The following is a 16,430-nucleotide window of genomic DNA, read 5'->3' as shown; positions in this document are numbered from 1 at the left end:
GCTACTCCACTTAAAAAAAACCGCTGATTTTGACGATTTTCTTACTCAATCGACTGTATTTATTAAATTTGTTATTAATTACTACGCTAATCATGACAATAAACGTCGCAATATTAATCCGTGACGTTAAAGTGGGTTTAAGCGATTTTTACAGCAAGGATTGGTGCTATGTCTCAGATTCAATGCGTCATGTTTGATTGCGACGGAACATTAGTAGACAGCGAAGTGCTATGTTGCCGAGCCTATGTGCTACTTTTTGCCCATTATGGTATTCACCTTTCTCTGGAAAGCGTCATTAAGCGCTTCAAGGGCATAAAACTCTATGAAATTATTGAGTGTGTCAGCGATGAATATAATTTAAATCAGCCAGTTACTGAAATGGAGAAAATATATCGACAGGAAGTCGCGCGGCTGTTTGACAGTGAATTGCAACCTATTCCCGGCGCTAACTCACTGTTAAAAAAAATAAATGTGCCAGTCTGTGTGGTATCTAACGGACCGGTCAGTAAGATGGAGCACTCACTGGGACTGACAGATTTACGCCATTTCTTCGCTAATCATTTATATAGTGGCTACGACATTCAGCGCTGGAAACCCGATCCCGCCTTGATTCACCACGCGGCCAATAAAATGCAGGTTCCCGTTGAAGCCTGTATTTTAGTCGAGGACTCGCTGGCAGGCGCTCAGGCCGGCATCGCGGCGGGCATACCGGTTTTTTACTATTGCGCCGATCCCCATAACCAGCCAATCGATCATCCATTAGTCACCACTTTTTACTATATGCAGCAACTTCCTGAGTTATGGCAGCTAAAAGGCTGGAAACTGACGAAAAATTAGCTGGCAGACAGCGCCGGTTTATTCCTCCACCAGCGCCATGTTCGTTTAATTGCCCGCGTTTGCGGGCTGAAACGGCGATTGATAACGTTGGCCGATACATCCAAAGTCAGACAAAAAACAAAGTAAATCAGGGCAACGAACAGGAATACCTCCATCGGGTACACCATGCTGCGATTATTAACCTGAGTAGCCAGAAATGTCAGTTCATTCACGCCAACTATATAGGCCAGCGAAGTATCTTTTATCAATGAGATCCATTGATTGATAAACGACGGCACCATCATGCGCAGCGCCTGCGGTAAAACCACGTAAGCCAATACCTGCCAACGGTTAAATCCGAGGGATAACCCCGCTTGCCATTGGCCTTCTCCTATCGCCAGAATGCCCGCTTTTACCGCGTGAGCCAGATAGGCCGAGGCAATCAGCGCCAGCGCACACACCACGGTGGTAATTTCCGGAATATCTACGCCAAAAACGATCGGTAGTAAAAAATAGGTCCAAAAAATCAGCATAATAACGGGGATAGCACGGAAAAACCCTAAAACCGCCGCCAGTATTCCGCCCCATACGCCCCGCGACATCGCCAGCGCTACACCAAGAATAATCCCCAGAGCTGCCGACGCCGCTCCCGCCATCAGGCTAATCGCCAGCGTCAGCGCCGCGCCGCCTAATGGGCCATCGGGGAACGTTCCCCACAACAAATAGCGCCAGTTATCCGCAATAATCGTAAAATCCATCTTAATGCCCTCGCGCAATCAATCGCTGTTGACGCCACATTCCCCAAGCCTCAATCAACGCAATAACCGAGATATACAACAGAGTCGCGACACCGAAGGCCTGAAAGGTGCGTAAAGTTTCAGTTTCAACCTGACGAGATGCATAAGAAAGTTCCGCGACGCCGATCGCCATCGCTAAAGATGAGTTCTTGATTATATTCATGTATTGCCCCAATAACGGCGGCATAGCTATTTTTAGCGCCTGTGGCAAAACGACGTAACGCATGGATTGCCAACCCGTTAACCCAAGAGCGTGAGCAGCATTTTTTTGCCCTTTAGCGACGCCGCTAATTCCCGCACGTAATTCTTCCGCAATAAAAGCCGTGGAATACAAAGTCAGGCCAATAAATCCGGCCAGAAACTCAAATGAAGGCCAGGGCAGTCCCCATCCGGGCAAGGATAATTCATGGGGTGTATTTAACCACTGCATCCATGATGCAGGCAGTAACTGACCGGCGGCGAAATACCAGAAAAAAAGCTGTATTAACAAAGGAGTATTGCGAAATAGCGTACTGTAGGCGATTGCCAACCACAGAAGCAGTTTTAGGTGGCTGTCTCTGGCTGCAGCCAGTACAAAACCCAGCAAAGTCGCAGCGACGACCGTACAGGCGGAGATCCATAGGGTCAGTAAAAAGCCGTCCCATAGCCAGCCAATATAGGGTGAAACCAGCAACCAATCAGTTAACCGATGAAAATTCATATACTTCCGTACCCGTCGGGTTATCGTTCAAATCCATTTGGCGCGACTCTCCCTGTCCTGCAAATAACGCCCTTGCGTAAAACAAATAACCCCGCATTGGCTATCAATACGGGGCATCCAGGCTCAGTGCATCATCGCAAAAAATCAGGCTTTAGGCTGTTGATCCAAAGGTGCAAACTTAAAATCACCGCGCGGCTGGGCAGATTTGGTTTCCGGCCCGAACCAGTGGTTATAAATCTTCACCGCGTCACCGTCTTTCTCCAGTTTTTCCAACGTTTGATTTACCACTGCAGTCAGACGATCCTCACCTTTAGGAATCCCGATGCCTTGGTATTCTTTGGTAATACTGAAAGGAGATATTTCAAAATCAGCTTTTTGCGCGGCGGGGACGTTACCCAATAACCCAACTAATTTGGCATCATCCTGAGTAATAGCCTGAACGTTACCATTACGCAAAGCGGTGAAAGCCAGCGGCGTATCATCGTAGGAAATCACTTTAGCTGTGGGATAACGCTCCCGCAGGGTAATTTCTTGTACCGTACCTTTATCCGCGCCGATACGCAGTTTTCCGATGTCTTCCGGCGTTTTTAGTACCCCTTTGCGGGCTATGAATTTCTGTCCCGTGGCAAAATAAGGCAGGCTAAAGTTCACTTGCTTAGCACGTTCATCGGTAATGGTGAAGTTGGCAGCGATCAAATCAACTTTTTTCGATGCTAATAGCGGAATGCGGTTAGCTGGGTTTGTTGCCTTTAGCTCTAGCTTTACGCCTAAATCTTTCGCTATCGCATTCGCCACATCCACATCGTAGCCCACCAGCTTTTTACTTTGCTCATCGATATAGCCAAACGGAGGATTGCTATCAAAAACCGCAATTCGCACCACACCAGCCTGTTTAATATCATCCAGTTTATCGGCGTGAGCCATGCCGGAAAGCGTAGCCAAACTGGCCAACAGCGTTAATGTGATCGCCTGGTGTTTCATGGATAGCTCCTAAGTGATTGATGTGCTGCATTGGCTATAAGCTATCAATTTGTTCTTAGGTCAGGAAATAATATAAAACGCTATATTTATAACCATTTTAACCAAACGAGGAATTTTGAGTATATTGGGCGGGGAGTCAGCGTGTGGGGCAATAAAAAGCCCGGAGAACCGGGCCGATAGCGTTACTTTTTACCTTCGGAAAGCAATTTTTCCAGATCGTCCCCGCCCAAATGACGGAAATCATGACCTTTGACGAAGTAAAAAATAAACTCACAGATATTCTGGCAGCGATCGCCAATACGCTCAATGGAACGAGCGCAGAACAGAGCGGTTAGCACGCTGGGAATAGTGCGAGAATCTTCCATCATATAGGTCATTAGCTGACGAACGATGCCTTCGTATTCCTGATCTACCTTTCGATCTTCACGATAAATTCGGATGGCTTCGTCCAGATCCATACGCGCAAAGGCATCCAGTACGTCATGTAGCATTTGCACCGTGTGGCGCCCCAGAGATTCCAGGCTAACCAACAGCGGCTGATGCTGGTGGGAGAATTTCTCCAACGCCGTGCGGCAAATTTTGTCCGCTACGTCGCCAATTCGTTCCAGTTCGGAAATAGTTTTGATGATCGCCATAACTAAACGTAAATCGCTGGCGGTAGGCTGACGTTTAGCGATGATGCGCACGCAGGCTTCATCAATCGCCACTTCCATCATATTGACCTTTTTATCGCCTTCAATCACTCGCTTTGCCAGTTCACCATCCTGGTTATGCATCGCGGTGATAGCATCGGTCAATTGCTGCTCGACCATGCCGCCCATGGTTAACACCTGGGTACGGATATGCTCCAACTCAGCGTTGAACTGGCCAGAGATATGTTTATTCAGATTCAGGTTATCCATAATACTTCCCGTACGTATAAGCCTATCCCAATAGGCGTAATGAACGCGATCCCGTTGCGGGCGCTCTGGCCGAAAGTCAATCTTCGACCAAATTAACCCGCAGGGTCAGTGTAATAGCCTAATCAGTCAGGCAATCAACCATAGCGGCCGGTGATGTAATCTTCCGTCTGCTTCATCTGTGGCGCAGTAAACAGGGTGTCTGTATCACTGAACTCAATAAGCTCACCCAGATACATAAATGCCGTATGGTCTGAGCAACGCGCCGCCTGCTGCATATTATGGGTCACAATCACCACGGTATAGTCAGACTTCAGCTCGCTGATCAGCTCCTCAATACGCCCGGTAGAGATAGGATCTAGCGCCGAGCAAGGCTCATCCAGCAGTAATACATCAGGGCGAATAGCGATACCGCGCGCGATGCAAAGACGCTGCTGCTGGCCGCCGGACAGACTGTAACCGCTCTGATGCAGCTTATCTTTGGTTTCATTCCACAGCGCCGCTTTGGTCAGCGCCCACTGCACCCGCTCATCCATATCGGCGCGGGACAGATTTTCAAACAGTTTCACGCCAAAAGCGATGTTATCGTAAATCGACATCGGGAACGGCGTCGGTTTCTGAAATACCATACCGACCTTGGCGCGCAGCAGAGCGATATCTTGCTTATCCGTCAGGATATTTTCGCCATCCAGCAGAATGTCACCTTCTGCACGCTGATCCGGATACAGCTGATACATCTTGTTAAAGGTGCGCAGCAAGGTTGATTTGCCGCAGCCTGATGGGCCGATAAAAGCCGTGACCTGATTTTTAGCAATATCCAACGAAATATTCTTCAACGCATGGAATTTACCGTAATAGAAGTTCAAATCGCGAACCTGAATTTTGCTGTTGGTGGTCTCAGTAGCCATACTCATCAAGACTTCTCTCTTTTAGCTAACGCAGCCTAAGCTACGCTTTTGAATTTGGGTGACGTATCAGTATTTTTTCTTCGCGAAAATAACCCGCGCCAGAATATTCAATAGCAGAACGCACAGGGTAATCAGCAGCACACCGGCCCAGGCCAACTGTTGCCATTCGGCAAAAGGACTCATGGCAAACTTAAATATGGTAACCGGTAAGTTGGCTATCGGCTGGCTCATATCGGTACTCCAGAACTGATTGGAGAGCGAAGTGAACAGCAGCGGTGCCGTTTCGCCGGCGATACGGGCTATAGCCAACAGTACGCCGGTAAGGATGCCGGAGATTGACGCCTTCAATGTAATTGCAGAAATCATGCGCCATTTAGGTGTTCCCAAGGCGTAGGCCGCTTCACGTAGGCTATCCGGTACTAGCTTCAGCATGTTTTCCGTGGTTCGTATCACAATAGGCACCTGTAACAGCGCCAGCGCAATAACCCCTGCCCAGCCGGAAAAGTGCTCCATTCTCGCCACCACAATGGTGTAAACGAACAGACCAACCACAATCGACGGCGCAGATAGCAAAATGTCATTGATAAAACGAATGATCTCCGCCAACCACGATTTGCGCCCATATTCAGCCAGATAGATACCGGCCATAATGCCCAGCGGAGTACCGATAACCGTGGCCCATAGAATCAGGAGTCCACTACCGGCAATGGCGTTAGCCAGCCCACCACCAGCGGTATTCGGCGGCGGCGTCATTTCGGTAAACAGCGCCAAAGACATACCGTCTACGCCTTTGGTAATTGTGGAAAATAGAATCCACACCAGCCAGAACAGGCCAAAAGCCATGGTCGCCAGGGATAAAATCAGCGCGAGGCGGTTCTTTTGACGGCGCCACGCCTGTTTCTTGCGACGAGTTTCCAGCAAGGCTGCGTTAGTTTGCATATCCATAGTGGTCATATTAGCGCCCCTCTTTCTTAGCCAGACGCAGAATCATCAGCTTCGACAATGCCAGAACAATAAAGGTGATGACGAACAGGATTAACCCTAGCTCCATCAAGGCTGCGGTATGCAGGCCAGATTCAGCTTCGGCAAACTCATTGGCCAGCGCAGAGGTAATACTGTTGCCCGGCATAAACAGTGAGAAGCTGTCGAGTTGGTAGGTATTACCGATGATAAAGGTCACTGCCATGGTTTCCCCCAGCGCGCGCCCCAGCCCCAACATAACGCCGCCGATCACCCCATTCTTGGTGAAGGGCAGCACAATACGCCAAATCACTTCCCAAGTGGTGCAGCCAATGCCGTAGGCAGACTCTTTCATCATCACCGGCGTTTGTTCAAAGACATCACGCATAACGGAAGCAATGTAAGGAATAATCATAATGGCCAATATCACACCGGCAGCCAAAATGCCGATGCCGAACGCCGGGCCAGAGAACAGCACGCCAACGATCGGAATACCTGAAAGGACATTACCGACAGGTTCCTGAAAATACTTGGCAAACAGCGGCGCAAAGACAAACAGGCCCCACATGCCGTAAACGATACTTGGGATAGCCGCCAGCAGCTCAATAGCGACGCCCAGCGGGCGTTTCAGCCAGTTTGGTGCCAACTCTGTCAGGAATAACGCAATACCAAAACTAACGGGAACGGCAATAATTAACGCAATTAACGAAGTGACCACCGTACCGTAAATCGGTACCAGCGCCCCGAATTGCTCGGCCGGAGCGTCCCACTCTTTGGTCCACAGAAAGGCAAAACCGAATTTTTCGATACTCGGCCAGGAGGCAACAATGAGGGAAATAATGATCCCGCCCAGCAGGAATAGGGTTATTAACGCAGCCAGTTTTACCAGCGCGCCAAATATGATGTCACCGTGCTTGCTCGGTGCTTTGATAGTCGGCTTATAACCAGCCATAGACTCTCTTCTCATCCGGGTGTTATTTCCCTCCCCACACGGGGAGGGACAATTAATGGAACCAATTACAGTTTTTTACTGCTTTATTCGTTTCTATCGAGCTTAGAACAATGCTTTGCCTGAACTGTCTTTTATCTGCGTTTTCCAGGCTGCACGTACCTGCTCAACCACTTCGGCTGGCAAGGTTGCATAATCCAGTTCGCTGGCCTGTTTTGCGCCGTGGGTGTAAGCCCAGTCGAAGAATTTCAGGACTTCAGTGCCTTTTTCAGCATTTTTCTGGTTTTTGTGTAACAAAATGAAGGTAGTAGAAGTAATTGGCCACGCGCCTTCAGCATTCTGGTTAGTCAGGTCCTGAGCGAATGTTTTGCTCCAATCAACGCCTTTCGCCGCTGCACTGAAGTTTTCTTCCGTTGGGCTAACGGCTTTACCATCAGCACCAATGAGTTTGGTGTAAGCCAGATTGTTCTGTTTGGCGTAAGCGTATTCCACATAACCAATAGAACCCGGTAAACGCTGAACGAAAGCAGCAATGCCGTCGTTACCTTTACCGCCTAAACCGGTTGGCCAGTTAACCGTAGAGCCAGCACCGATTTTTTCTTTCCATTCCGCATTCACTTTAGCCAGATAGCTGGTGAAAACGAATGAAGTACCTGAACCATCGGCACGACGAACCACTGCAATATTTTGATCCGGCAGTTTTACGCCTGGGTTCAATTTAACAATAGCTGGGTCATTCCACTTTTTCACATTGCCCAGATAAATATCGCCCAGCGTTTTGCCGTCTAACGTCAATTCACCGGATTTCACGCCCGGCAGGTTGACTGCCAGCACCACACCACCAATAACGGTAGGGAACTGGAACAAACCGTCTGCCGCTAGCTTGTCGTCAGACAGCGGCGCATCAGAGGCACCGAAATCAACGGTATTGGCGATGATTTGCTTTACGCCACCCGAAGAACCAATCCCCTGATAGTTCACTTTGTTACCTGTTTCTTTCTGATAAGAATCTGCCCACTTGGCATACACCGGCGCGGGGAATGTCGCACCTGCACCCGTCAGGCTTGCAGCAGCGAACGCGGACACAGTTGTCATAGATAAAGTCGCTGCCACAATGCTGGCTACGGTGGTACGCATCAGTCTCATAATCCCTCCTAATGGGATATAGGTATCAAACTCAAAATTGTTTTCATCAGATTAAGTATGGTGCAGGAGGGAAAATAGGACAGTTTAGTGACAGAAAAATGTATGAAATATGACAGTTTTATGACAAATCAGAAAAGCAGCGGCAAAACCACCGACAGTCATAGGTTTCATCAAGACATTTTGCCTACCAGCCAGAAATGAACAAAAGCACAAAGCGTGATTTAGAAATCGACGATGACAAACACTATTTAACTAACCGATAAAACGCTATTTATTACAGAATGTGACCAGATACTCTCATAGTATAGTCAACGCCTAAAATTCAGAATATTAGAGGATAAAACCATGAGTATATCTATGGAAAGAGTACAACATGAAATTAGAACCATTCATAGCACTGCAGTGGACCAGAAAAAGGTAACATCCCAAAGTGCCAAAAAGTTATATAACTTAATGAAAGAAATAAAAAACTCACCTCTTAGCTGTAGTCAAGGGTGTAAAACAAACGCAATCAATGATTTAAATAATTTAAATAAAATACTCACTGAACAGAATTCAAAGTTGGTTAATAAAAAAAGCAAAGGAATAAATGCATTACTGAAGAAAATAAATACAGCAAAAGTAGAAGAAAACATAATAAATAATAGTATTTATAGCGTTGGAAAATCATCATACGTACCAATAAATAATGAATTATATGCTTCACAAGAACATATCTATGAATCAATAAGTGATGATATTAATGGCCCAGCAGAACCTATCTACGAATCAATAAATGATGATGTTAATGGCCCAGCAGAACCTATCTACGAATCAATAAATGATGATGTTAATGGCCCAGCAGAACCTACCTACGAATCAATGTATCATGACGTTAATAGTTCACCAGAATCCATCTACAAATCAATGAAAGCAGTAATAACAAATACCGAAAAAGGTACATATTCAAAACCATTTGATAACTATAGTGACAATATATATCAAAAGCCATTTTATGATAAACAAAAATACAGCAACTCGTTACCAATAAATGAATTAAATAATATTGAGAAATACATAGACGAATTGGCGGAAATTGCTGATGATATTATTTTCATCAGAACGCCACCAGGAATACGCCCCCCCAACACCTAATAAAACCCCTGCATCAAGTAATAAATAACACTTTATACAGATTGTTAAAAATAATAAAATACATATATTAAAAGCAAAAATTAATATATAAATAAGATATAGCGATATTTACAGTCAGCTCTTAGAGGCTAAAAATTTTTTTGATAATCAACGAAGCGATACGCAATGAATTTTCATTAGTAGATAATAAGTTGGGTAAAAAAATGCTGTTCAGCAGATCGAGATCTCGCTGAACAGCATATTCATTAGATTTATAGCCCGAAATTACTCAACGGTAACCGATTTTGCCAGGTTACGCGGCTGATCCACATCAGTGCCCTTGATCAGAGCAACGTGGTAAGACAGCAGCTGTAGCGGCACGGTATAGAAGATTGGAGCAATAATGTCTTCTACGTGTGGCAGTTGGATAATTTTCATCCCTTCACTGTCGGTGAAACCCGCGTCCTGATCGGCAAAGACGTACAGCAAACCGCCGCGAGCACGTACTTCTTCGATGTTAGATTTCAGTTTTTCCAACAGATCGTTGTTTGGCGCAACCACAATAACCGGCATATCAGCATCAATCAGCGCCAGAGGGCCGTGTTTCAATTCACCAGCTGCGTAAGCTTCCGCATGAATATAGGAGATTTCTTTCAGCTTCAACGCGCCTTCCATTGCAATCGGGTATTGATCGCCACGTCCCAGGAACAGAGCATGATGCTTATCAGAGAAACCTTCCGCCAGCGCTTCGATAGTTTTATCCAGAGACAGCATCTGCTCAATACGCGCAGGCAGAGCCTGTAACGCATGAACCACATCGTGTTCCAGGCTTTCCGGTTTACCCTTCAGGCGGCCAATTTTAGCCACCAGCATCAGCAAAACGGTCAACTGAGTGGTAAAAGCTTTGGTCGAAGCTACGCCGATTTCAGTCCCAGCTTTGGTCATGAGTGCCAAATCAGATTCACGAACCAACGAAGAGCCTGCTACGTTACAAATAGCCAAAGAACCCAGATAGCCCAGTTCTTTAGACAAACGCAGGGCTGCCAGCGTATCCGCCGTTTCACCAGACTGAGAAAGCGTAATCAACAGACTGTTTGGACGAACCGCTGATTTGCGGTAACGGAATTCAGAGGCAATTTCCACGTCGCAAGGCACACCAGCCAAGGCTTCGAACCAATAGCGAGAAACCATGCCTGAGTTGTAAGAAGTGCCACAAGCGATAATTTGGATATGCTGGACATCAGAGAGCAGCTTATCTGCGTTCGGGCCAAGTTCAGACAGATCGATCAAACCGTGGTTCAAACGGCCTTCCAGCGTGTTTTTAATCGCCATCGGCTGTTCGTAGATTTCTTTCTGCATGTAATGGCGATAAACACCTTTGTCGCCTGCATCATATTGAACCTGAGATTCAATTTCCGCACGTTCGACGGCGTTACCGCTTTTATCGAAGATTTTCACGCTGCGGCGAGTCACTTCAACCACATCACCTTCTTCCAGGAAGATAAAGCGACGAGTTACCGGCAGCAAGGCCAGCTGGTCAGAGGCGATAAAGTTTTCGCCTACGCCACAGCCGATCACCAGCGGGCTACCGGATCGCGCTGCTACCAGCGTACTTGGGTCACGGCTATCCATCACTACGGTACCGTAGGCACCACGCAGCTGAGGAATAACGCGTTTCACCACATCCAGCAAAGAACCGCCCTGTTGCTGCTCCCAGTGCACCAGATGAGCAATAACTTCGGTATCGGTCTCAGAATTGAACTTATAGCCGCGGCTAATCAGCAATTCACGTAATGGTTCGTGGTTTTCGATAATGCCGTTATGAACGACGGATATATATTCAGAAACATGCGGGTGAGCATTCGATTCTGAAGGTTCGCCGTGAGTCGCCCAACGCGTGTGTGCAATACCTGTGCCACCGTGCAGTTCCGTGCTTTCTGCCGCATCGGACAAAGCCTGAACTTTCCCCACGCGACGCAAACGGGTCATATTACCTTTGGCATCAACTACCGACAGACCGGCAGAGTCATAGCCACGGTATTCCAAACGGCGCAAGCCTTCGATCAGAATCTCAGCAATATCACGTTGCGCTACTGCGCCAACAATTCCACACATCAGTTTAATTCCTATTTAAGGTTCTTTGAAAAGAACCCATTCGATGCCAGTGACCTGATTTTCCGGATTTTCCGGGTTCCCCGAGCCTGTAGAGTTTGGGGATTATTATGTTTTGCTCGATATTCTCAGCCGTTAGTCGCTAAAAAAATCGAGCAAAACATTCCTTTCATGGCATGACACCATGAAAGGATATTAATCAGCTTTTTTTGACCGGACGCTTCCAGCCTTGGATATTGACCTGCTTAACGCGGCTCAATACCAGCTCATTTTCAGCCACGTTACGGGTGACAGTAGTACCAGCGCCGATAGTGGCACCTTTTTCGACGGTAACAGGGGCTACCAGTTGGGTATCAGAACCAACGAAGACATCATCGCCAATAATGGTTTTAAACTTGTTCTTACCATCATAGTTGCAGGTGATGGTTCCTGCGCCGATATTCACATCTGCGCCGATTTCAGCATCGCCTAAATAAGACAGGTGGCCAGCTTTAGAGCCTTTACCCAAACGCGTTTTCTTCAGTTCGACGAAGTTGCCCACGTGAGCCCCCTCAGCCAGCTCAGCGCCAGGACGAAGACGGGCAAACGGCCCAACGGTACAGGCGTTATCCAAACGAGCATCTTCCAGCACGCTGTAAGGACTGATTTCGCAATCATCGCCAATCACGCAATTTTTCAACACACAGCCGCTGCCGATGCGAACCCGATTGCCTAACGTCACTTTGCCTTCGATGATAACGTTGGTGTCGATGGTGATATCACGGCCATGAGTTAACTCACCGCGCAGATCAAAGCGAGCAGGATCTAACAGCATTACGCCCGCCAGCAGCAGTTTTTCCGCTTGTTCAGACTGGAAATCACGTTCCAAAGCAGCCAATTGCAGACGGTTATTAACGCCTTCAACTTCACTTAGGCGGGAAGGATGTACGGCTTCAATCTTTTTACCGTCAGCATGTGCCAGAGCGATAATATCGGTGATGTAAAACTCACCCTGCGCGTTGTTGTTATCCAGCATAGACAACCAGCGCTTCAGATCGCGCCCGTTAGCCACCAGAATACCCGTGTTAACTTCGTTAATATCACGCTGGGCTTCGCTGGCATCTTTATGCTCAACGATACCGACCACTTCGCCGTTTTCACGCACGATACGGCCATAACCGGTTGGATCGTCCAACTTAACCGTCAGTAGCCCGATACCGCCTTCTGGTTTAGCCGCAACCAAACGCTGCAAGGTATCCACAGAGATCAGTGGTACATCGCCATACAGCATCAAAATATCTTCATCATCAGAGAAATGAGGCGCAGCCTGCTGCATCGCATGGCCCGTACCCAGTTGCTCAGCCTGTAACACCCAGTTTAATGCCGGATCGCTCAGCGTCTTTTTCAGTAAATCGCCACCGTGACCATAAACCAGATGAACATTGCTGGAACCCAGCTTCATCGCAGCATCAATAACATGCTGAACCATAGGCTTGCCGGCCAATGGATGTAATACCTTGGGAAGGTCGGAATACATGCGCGTTCCCTTGCCTGCGGCAAGAATAACTACGCTCATTGTGCTGTTAGACATAAGCAACCTGATAACTCCAATTGAATTGACGGAAGTAAACCCGTTTACCGATAAAATTACTACATATTTCTCAGCGAAAAACGCCGCAAACCCGCACCGTTAAAGGATTGTTTCACTTAGCGAAAATCCAAAAAAAAGCGAGAGATACTGTCTGCGATCGACGACGTTTTACCACTTTTATCGGCTGAGAAAACCTAACTCTATCGCGCAATAAAACACTTATTTTACGGCAAGAAACAAGATAATTCAGAAAGAAAACGCCTTCCTCATAATCAACTCTCGCCGAAATAAGACATCCCCCCAAAGGCTAACGATGCTTTTGCATCGAAACATCATTACCGACTTTATATATCCGATAATAGTTATACGGATCGCACCTTATTAAGTAAGGTTTAACAATCTTAAAAACACAATGAAATGACCGATTGAATAGGAAAAACCGAGAGGCGAGATCGAAGAATAAAGAGAATCATGGGATTCGCAGAAAAGAAAAATGCCAGTCAGCTTGCGCTAACTGGCACCTTATTACTCTATCAGTCAGGCCGCTTTAGGCAACCTGACTCGATAAAGTTACATCGCTTTACGGGTCAGTTCGATTACGCGTAATTTCGCAATCGCCTTCGCCAGTTCAGCGGATGCCTGAGCATAGTCGACATCACCGTGGGAATTGTTGATATGGGCTTCGGCTTTGCGCTTAGATTCCAGCGCCTTAGCTTCGTCCAGATCGGTTCCGCGAATAGCAGTGTCAGCCAATACGATCACAACGCTCGGTTGCACCTCAAGGATGCCGCCAGAAAGATAGATAAACTCTTCCTCACCGAACTGTTTAACAATACGTATCATGCCAGGCTTAATGGCAGTGAGCAGCGGGGCATGGCCAGGGAAAATACCCAGCTCACCTTCACTACCCGTCACCTGAATCTTTTGCACTACGCCTGAGAACATTTTCTTCTCGGCGCTCACAACGTCCAGATGGTAAGTCATTGCAGCCATGTCACCCTCCAGTCAACAGCGTTACAGTTTCTTGGCTTTTTCCACTGCTTCTTCAATGGTGCCAACCATGTAGAACGCCTGCTCCGGCAGGTGGTCATAGTCGCCATTCATGATGCCTTTGAAACCACGGATGGTATCTTTCAGCGACACGAATTTACCCGGAGAACCGGTGAAGACTTCTGCCACGAAGAACGGTTGAGACAGGAAGCGCTGGATTTTACGCGCACGGGATACAACCAGTTTGTCATCTTCTGACAACTCGTCCATACCCAGAATCGCGATGATATCTTTCAGCTCCTGGTAACGTTGCAGAATAGACTGCACGCCACGCGCTACATCGTAGTGTTCCTGACCAACAACCAATGGATCAAGCTGACGGCTGGTGGAATCAAGCGGGTCAACCGCCGGGTAGATACCCAGAGAGGCGATTTGACGGCTCAATACCACTGTTGCATCCAAGTGAGCAAAGGTGGTTGCTGGTGATGGGTCAGTCAAGTCATCCGCAGGTACGTAAACGGCCTGTACGGAGGTGATTGAACCCGTCTTGGTGGAAGTAATACGTTCCTGCAACACGCCCATCTCTTCTGCCAGCGTTGGCTGGTAGCCTACCGCAGATGGCATACGACCCAGCAGTGCAGATACTTCTGTACCGGCCAAGGTATAACGGTAAATGTTATCGATGAACAGCAGTACGTCACGACCTTCATCACGGAATTTCTCCGCCATGGTCAGGCCGGTCAATGCTACGCGCAGACGGTTACCCGGTGGCTCATTCATCTGGCCATAAACCAGTGATACTTTGTCCAGAACGTTGGAGTCAGTCATTTCGTGGTAGAAGTCGTTACCCTCACGAGTACGTTCACCCACGCCGGCAAAGACAGAATAACCTGAGTGCTCGATCGCGATGTTACGGATCAGCTCCATCATGTTTACTGTTTTACCTACACCCGCACCACCGAACAGACCGACTTTACCGCCCTTAGCGAACGGACAAATCAGATCCATTACCTTGATACCGGTTTCCAACAGATCCTGCGAGCTGGCAAGCTCTTCGTAAGAAGGCGCTTCGCGGTGGATTGCCCAACGCTCTTCTTCACCGATGGCACCTTTCATGTCGATTGGGTCACCCAATACGTTCATGATACGGCCCAGAGTAGCTTTACCTACTGGCACTTCAATTGGGTGTTCCAGGTTGATTACTTTCAACCCACGGCTCAGACCATCGGAAGAGCCCATTGCGATACAACGAACAACACCGCCGCCCAGCTGTTGCTGAACTTCTAGCACTAGCTTGGAAGCCGTGCCTTCGACCTCAAGGGCGTTGTACACTTTTGGTACAGCGTCTTGGGGGAATTCGACGTCCACTACGGCGCCGATTACCTGGATAATCTTTCCAGTAGCCATCTTGAATCCTCTACGTAATACATTTACCCGTCATACTTCACATTGCTGACGCGTTGGCTGTCTTCTTTCACTCCCGCTGCTTACTTCAAGTAAACACCCGGAGGCTCGCTCAGTTGCCGCCTTCCCGCAATATGAACTATTTGGGGTAATAGCCTGGTTAAACCGCGGAGGCTCCCCCGACGATCTCGGTGAGTTCCTGAGTGATGCTGGCCTGACGAGCCTTGTTGTAAACCAACTGCAGCTCTTTGATCAGGCTACCGCCGTTATCGGTGGCGGCTTTCATCGCTACCATTCGCGCGGCCTGTTCGCTGGCCAGGTTTTCAACGACGCCCTGATAAACCTGTGATTCCACATAGCGACGCAGGAGGGTATCCAGCAACGCTTTAGGATCGGGTTCATACAGGTAATCCCAGGATTTCTTCTTCAGCTCGCCGTCTTCCGCAGGCGGAAGAGGTAACAGCTGCATGATCCGTGGTTCCTGAGACATTGTGTTGATAAACTTGTTATTTACTACATACAGTTTGTCCAGGCGGCCTTCATCGTAGGCTTGTAGCATCACTTTCACCGGCCCGATCAGTTCTGACAGAGAAGGGTTATCCCCCATGCCAGTAACCTGAGCAACAATATTGCCGCCCACGGAACCGAAGAAAGATGCCGCTTTGGAACCAATCAGGGCAAGATCGCACTCAACGCCTTTCTCGGACCAAGCTTTCATCTCAGCCAACAGTTTTTTGAACAGGTTAATGTTCAAACCACCACATAGACCACGGTCTGTAGAAACCACCAGATACCCGACGCGTTTCACTTCACGTTCGTCCAGGTAGGGGTGTTTGTATTCCAGATTACCTAACGCGAGGTGACCAATCACACTGCGCATCGTTTCTGCATAAGGACGGCTGGCCGCCATGCGTTCCTGCGATTTACGCATTTTGGAGGCGGCGACCATCTCCATGGCTTTGGTGATCTTTTGCGTGTTTTGCACGCTGGCGATCTTGGAACGTATCTCTTTTGCGCCGGCCATTTCTGCTTCTCCTCATTGCCAGACGGCCTGCTTTCCTAACGAAAAGCAGGACCGAATAGCG

At 47.9% G+C, this 16,430-nt stretch carries 15 protein-coding genes; 2 read left to right on the top strand and 13 right to left on the bottom strand.

Going from position 1 to position 16,430, the window contains the following annotated elements; all coding sequences use genetic code 11:
* Positions 1-168: 168 nt before the first annotated feature.
* Positions 169-837 (top strand): 6-phosphogluconate phosphatase, encoded by a 669-nt coding sequence (gene yieH / locus ACQ4OC_RS14025; RefSeq protein WP_430971278.1) that lies wholly within the window; start codon positions 169-171, stop codon positions 835-837.
* Here yieH and ACQ4OC_RS14020 read toward each other — a convergent pair.
* The 8 genes from ACQ4OC_RS14020 to pstS form a co-directional block, all read right to left on the bottom strand.
* Positions 834-1,574, bottom strand: coding sequence for an amino acid ABC transporter permease (locus ACQ4OC_RS14020; RefSeq protein WP_064515969.1), 741 nt, complete (start codon positions 1,572-1,574; stop codon positions 834-836). The two genes, yieH and ACQ4OC_RS14020, sit on opposite strands and share 4 nt — an antisense overlap.
* Before the next feature lies 1 nt (position 1,575).
* Entirely contained in the window at positions 1,576-2,313 is a 738-nt protein-coding gene (locus tag ACQ4OC_RS14015; protein WP_120806535.1) for an amino acid ABC transporter permease, read from the bottom strand.
* 144 nt (positions 2,314-2,457) lie between these two features.
* The gene (locus ACQ4OC_RS14010; RefSeq protein ID WP_064515973.1) at positions 2,458-3,294 is read right to left on the bottom strand and encodes an ABC transporter substrate-binding protein; all 837 of its coding nucleotides are present in this window, start codon (positions 3,292-3,294) and stop codon (positions 2,458-2,460) included.
* 182 nt (positions 3,295-3,476) lie between these two features.
* Positions 3,477-4,196: a phosphate signaling complex protein PhoU gene (gene phoU, locus ACQ4OC_RS14005; protein ID WP_049597424.1), complete on the bottom strand. Its 720-nt coding sequence runs from the start codon at positions 4,194-4,196 to the stop codon at positions 3,477-3,479.
* Between the two features lie 134 nt (positions 4,197-4,330).
* A complete protein-coding gene (gene pstB, locus ACQ4OC_RS14000; RefSeq protein WP_064515974.1) occupies positions 4,331-5,107 on the bottom strand; it encodes a phosphate ABC transporter ATP-binding protein PstB in 777 nt (258 codons plus the stop codon).
* A gap of 60 nt (positions 5,108-5,167) precedes the next feature.
* Positions 5,168-6,055 carry a phosphate ABC transporter permease PstA gene (pstA, locus tag ACQ4OC_RS13995; protein ID WP_049597426.1) on the bottom strand — a complete coding sequence of 296 codons (888 nt, stop codon included), beginning with the start codon at positions 6,053-6,055 and terminating at the stop codon, positions 5,168-5,170.
* Between the two features lies 1 nt (position 6,056).
* The gene (pstC, locus tag ACQ4OC_RS13990; protein WP_049597427.1) at positions 6,057-7,013 is read right to left on the bottom strand and encodes a phosphate ABC transporter permease PstC; all 957 of its coding nucleotides are present in this window, start codon (positions 7,011-7,013) and stop codon (positions 6,057-6,059) included.
* Between the two features lie 102 nt (positions 7,014-7,115).
* Entirely contained in the window at positions 7,116-8,156 is a 1,041-nt protein-coding gene (gene pstS / locus ACQ4OC_RS13985) for a phosphate ABC transporter substrate-binding protein PstS (RefSeq protein ID WP_064515978.1), read from the bottom strand.
* A 345-nt stretch (positions 8,157-8,501) separates the two neighbouring features.
* On the opposite strand from pstS, the gene ACQ4OC_RS13980 reads away from it, so the two are divergent.
* Positions 8,502-9,290, top strand: a complete 789-nt coding sequence (locus tag ACQ4OC_RS13980; protein WP_120806536.1) for a hypothetical protein — start codon at positions 8,502-8,504, stop codon at positions 9,288-9,290.
* Positions 9,291-9,554: 264 nt separating this feature from the next.
* On the opposite strand, the gene glmS is transcribed toward ACQ4OC_RS13980, so the two are convergent.
* From glmS to atpG, 5 genes are all read right to left on the bottom strand, one after another.
* Complete coding sequence (gene glmS / locus ACQ4OC_RS13975; RefSeq protein WP_064515982.1) at positions 9,555-11,384, bottom strand: glutamine--fructose-6-phosphate transaminase (isomerizing); 1,830 nt, start codon at positions 11,382-11,384, stop codon at positions 9,555-9,557.
* Between the two features lie 196 nt (positions 11,385-11,580).
* A complete protein-coding gene (gene glmU / locus ACQ4OC_RS13970) occupies positions 11,581-12,951 on the bottom strand; it encodes a bifunctional UDP-N-acetylglucosamine diphosphorylase/glucosamine-1-phosphate N-acetyltransferase GlmU (RefSeq protein WP_064515984.1) in 1,371 nt (456 codons plus the stop codon).
* Positions 12,952-13,521: 570 nt separating this feature from the next.
* A complete protein-coding gene (locus ACQ4OC_RS13965; RefSeq protein ID WP_038242203.1) occupies positions 13,522-13,944 on the bottom strand; it encodes a F0F1 ATP synthase subunit epsilon in 423 nt (140 codons plus the stop codon).
* Positions 13,945-13,965: 21 nt separating this feature from the next.
* A complete protein-coding gene (gene atpD, locus ACQ4OC_RS13960) occupies positions 13,966-15,348 on the bottom strand; it encodes a F0F1 ATP synthase subunit beta (RefSeq protein WP_049597432.1) in 1,383 nt (460 codons plus the stop codon).
* Positions 15,349-15,505: 157 nt separating this feature from the next.
* Positions 15,506-16,369, bottom strand: coding sequence for a F0F1 ATP synthase subunit gamma (atpG, locus tag ACQ4OC_RS13955; protein ID WP_049597433.1), 864 nt, complete (start codon positions 16,367-16,369; stop codon positions 15,506-15,508).
* Between the last annotated feature and the right edge of the window lie 61 nt (positions 16,370-16,430).

This window comes from Yersinia sp. J1, from assembly GCF_050586585.1.
In the GTDB taxonomy this organism is placed as follows: Bacteria; Pseudomonadota; Gammaproteobacteria; order Enterobacterales; family Enterobacteriaceae; genus Yersinia; species Yersinia entomophaga.
Note: the sequence above shows the minus strand (reverse complement) of the source record. Positions and strands in the feature narration are given on the sequence as shown.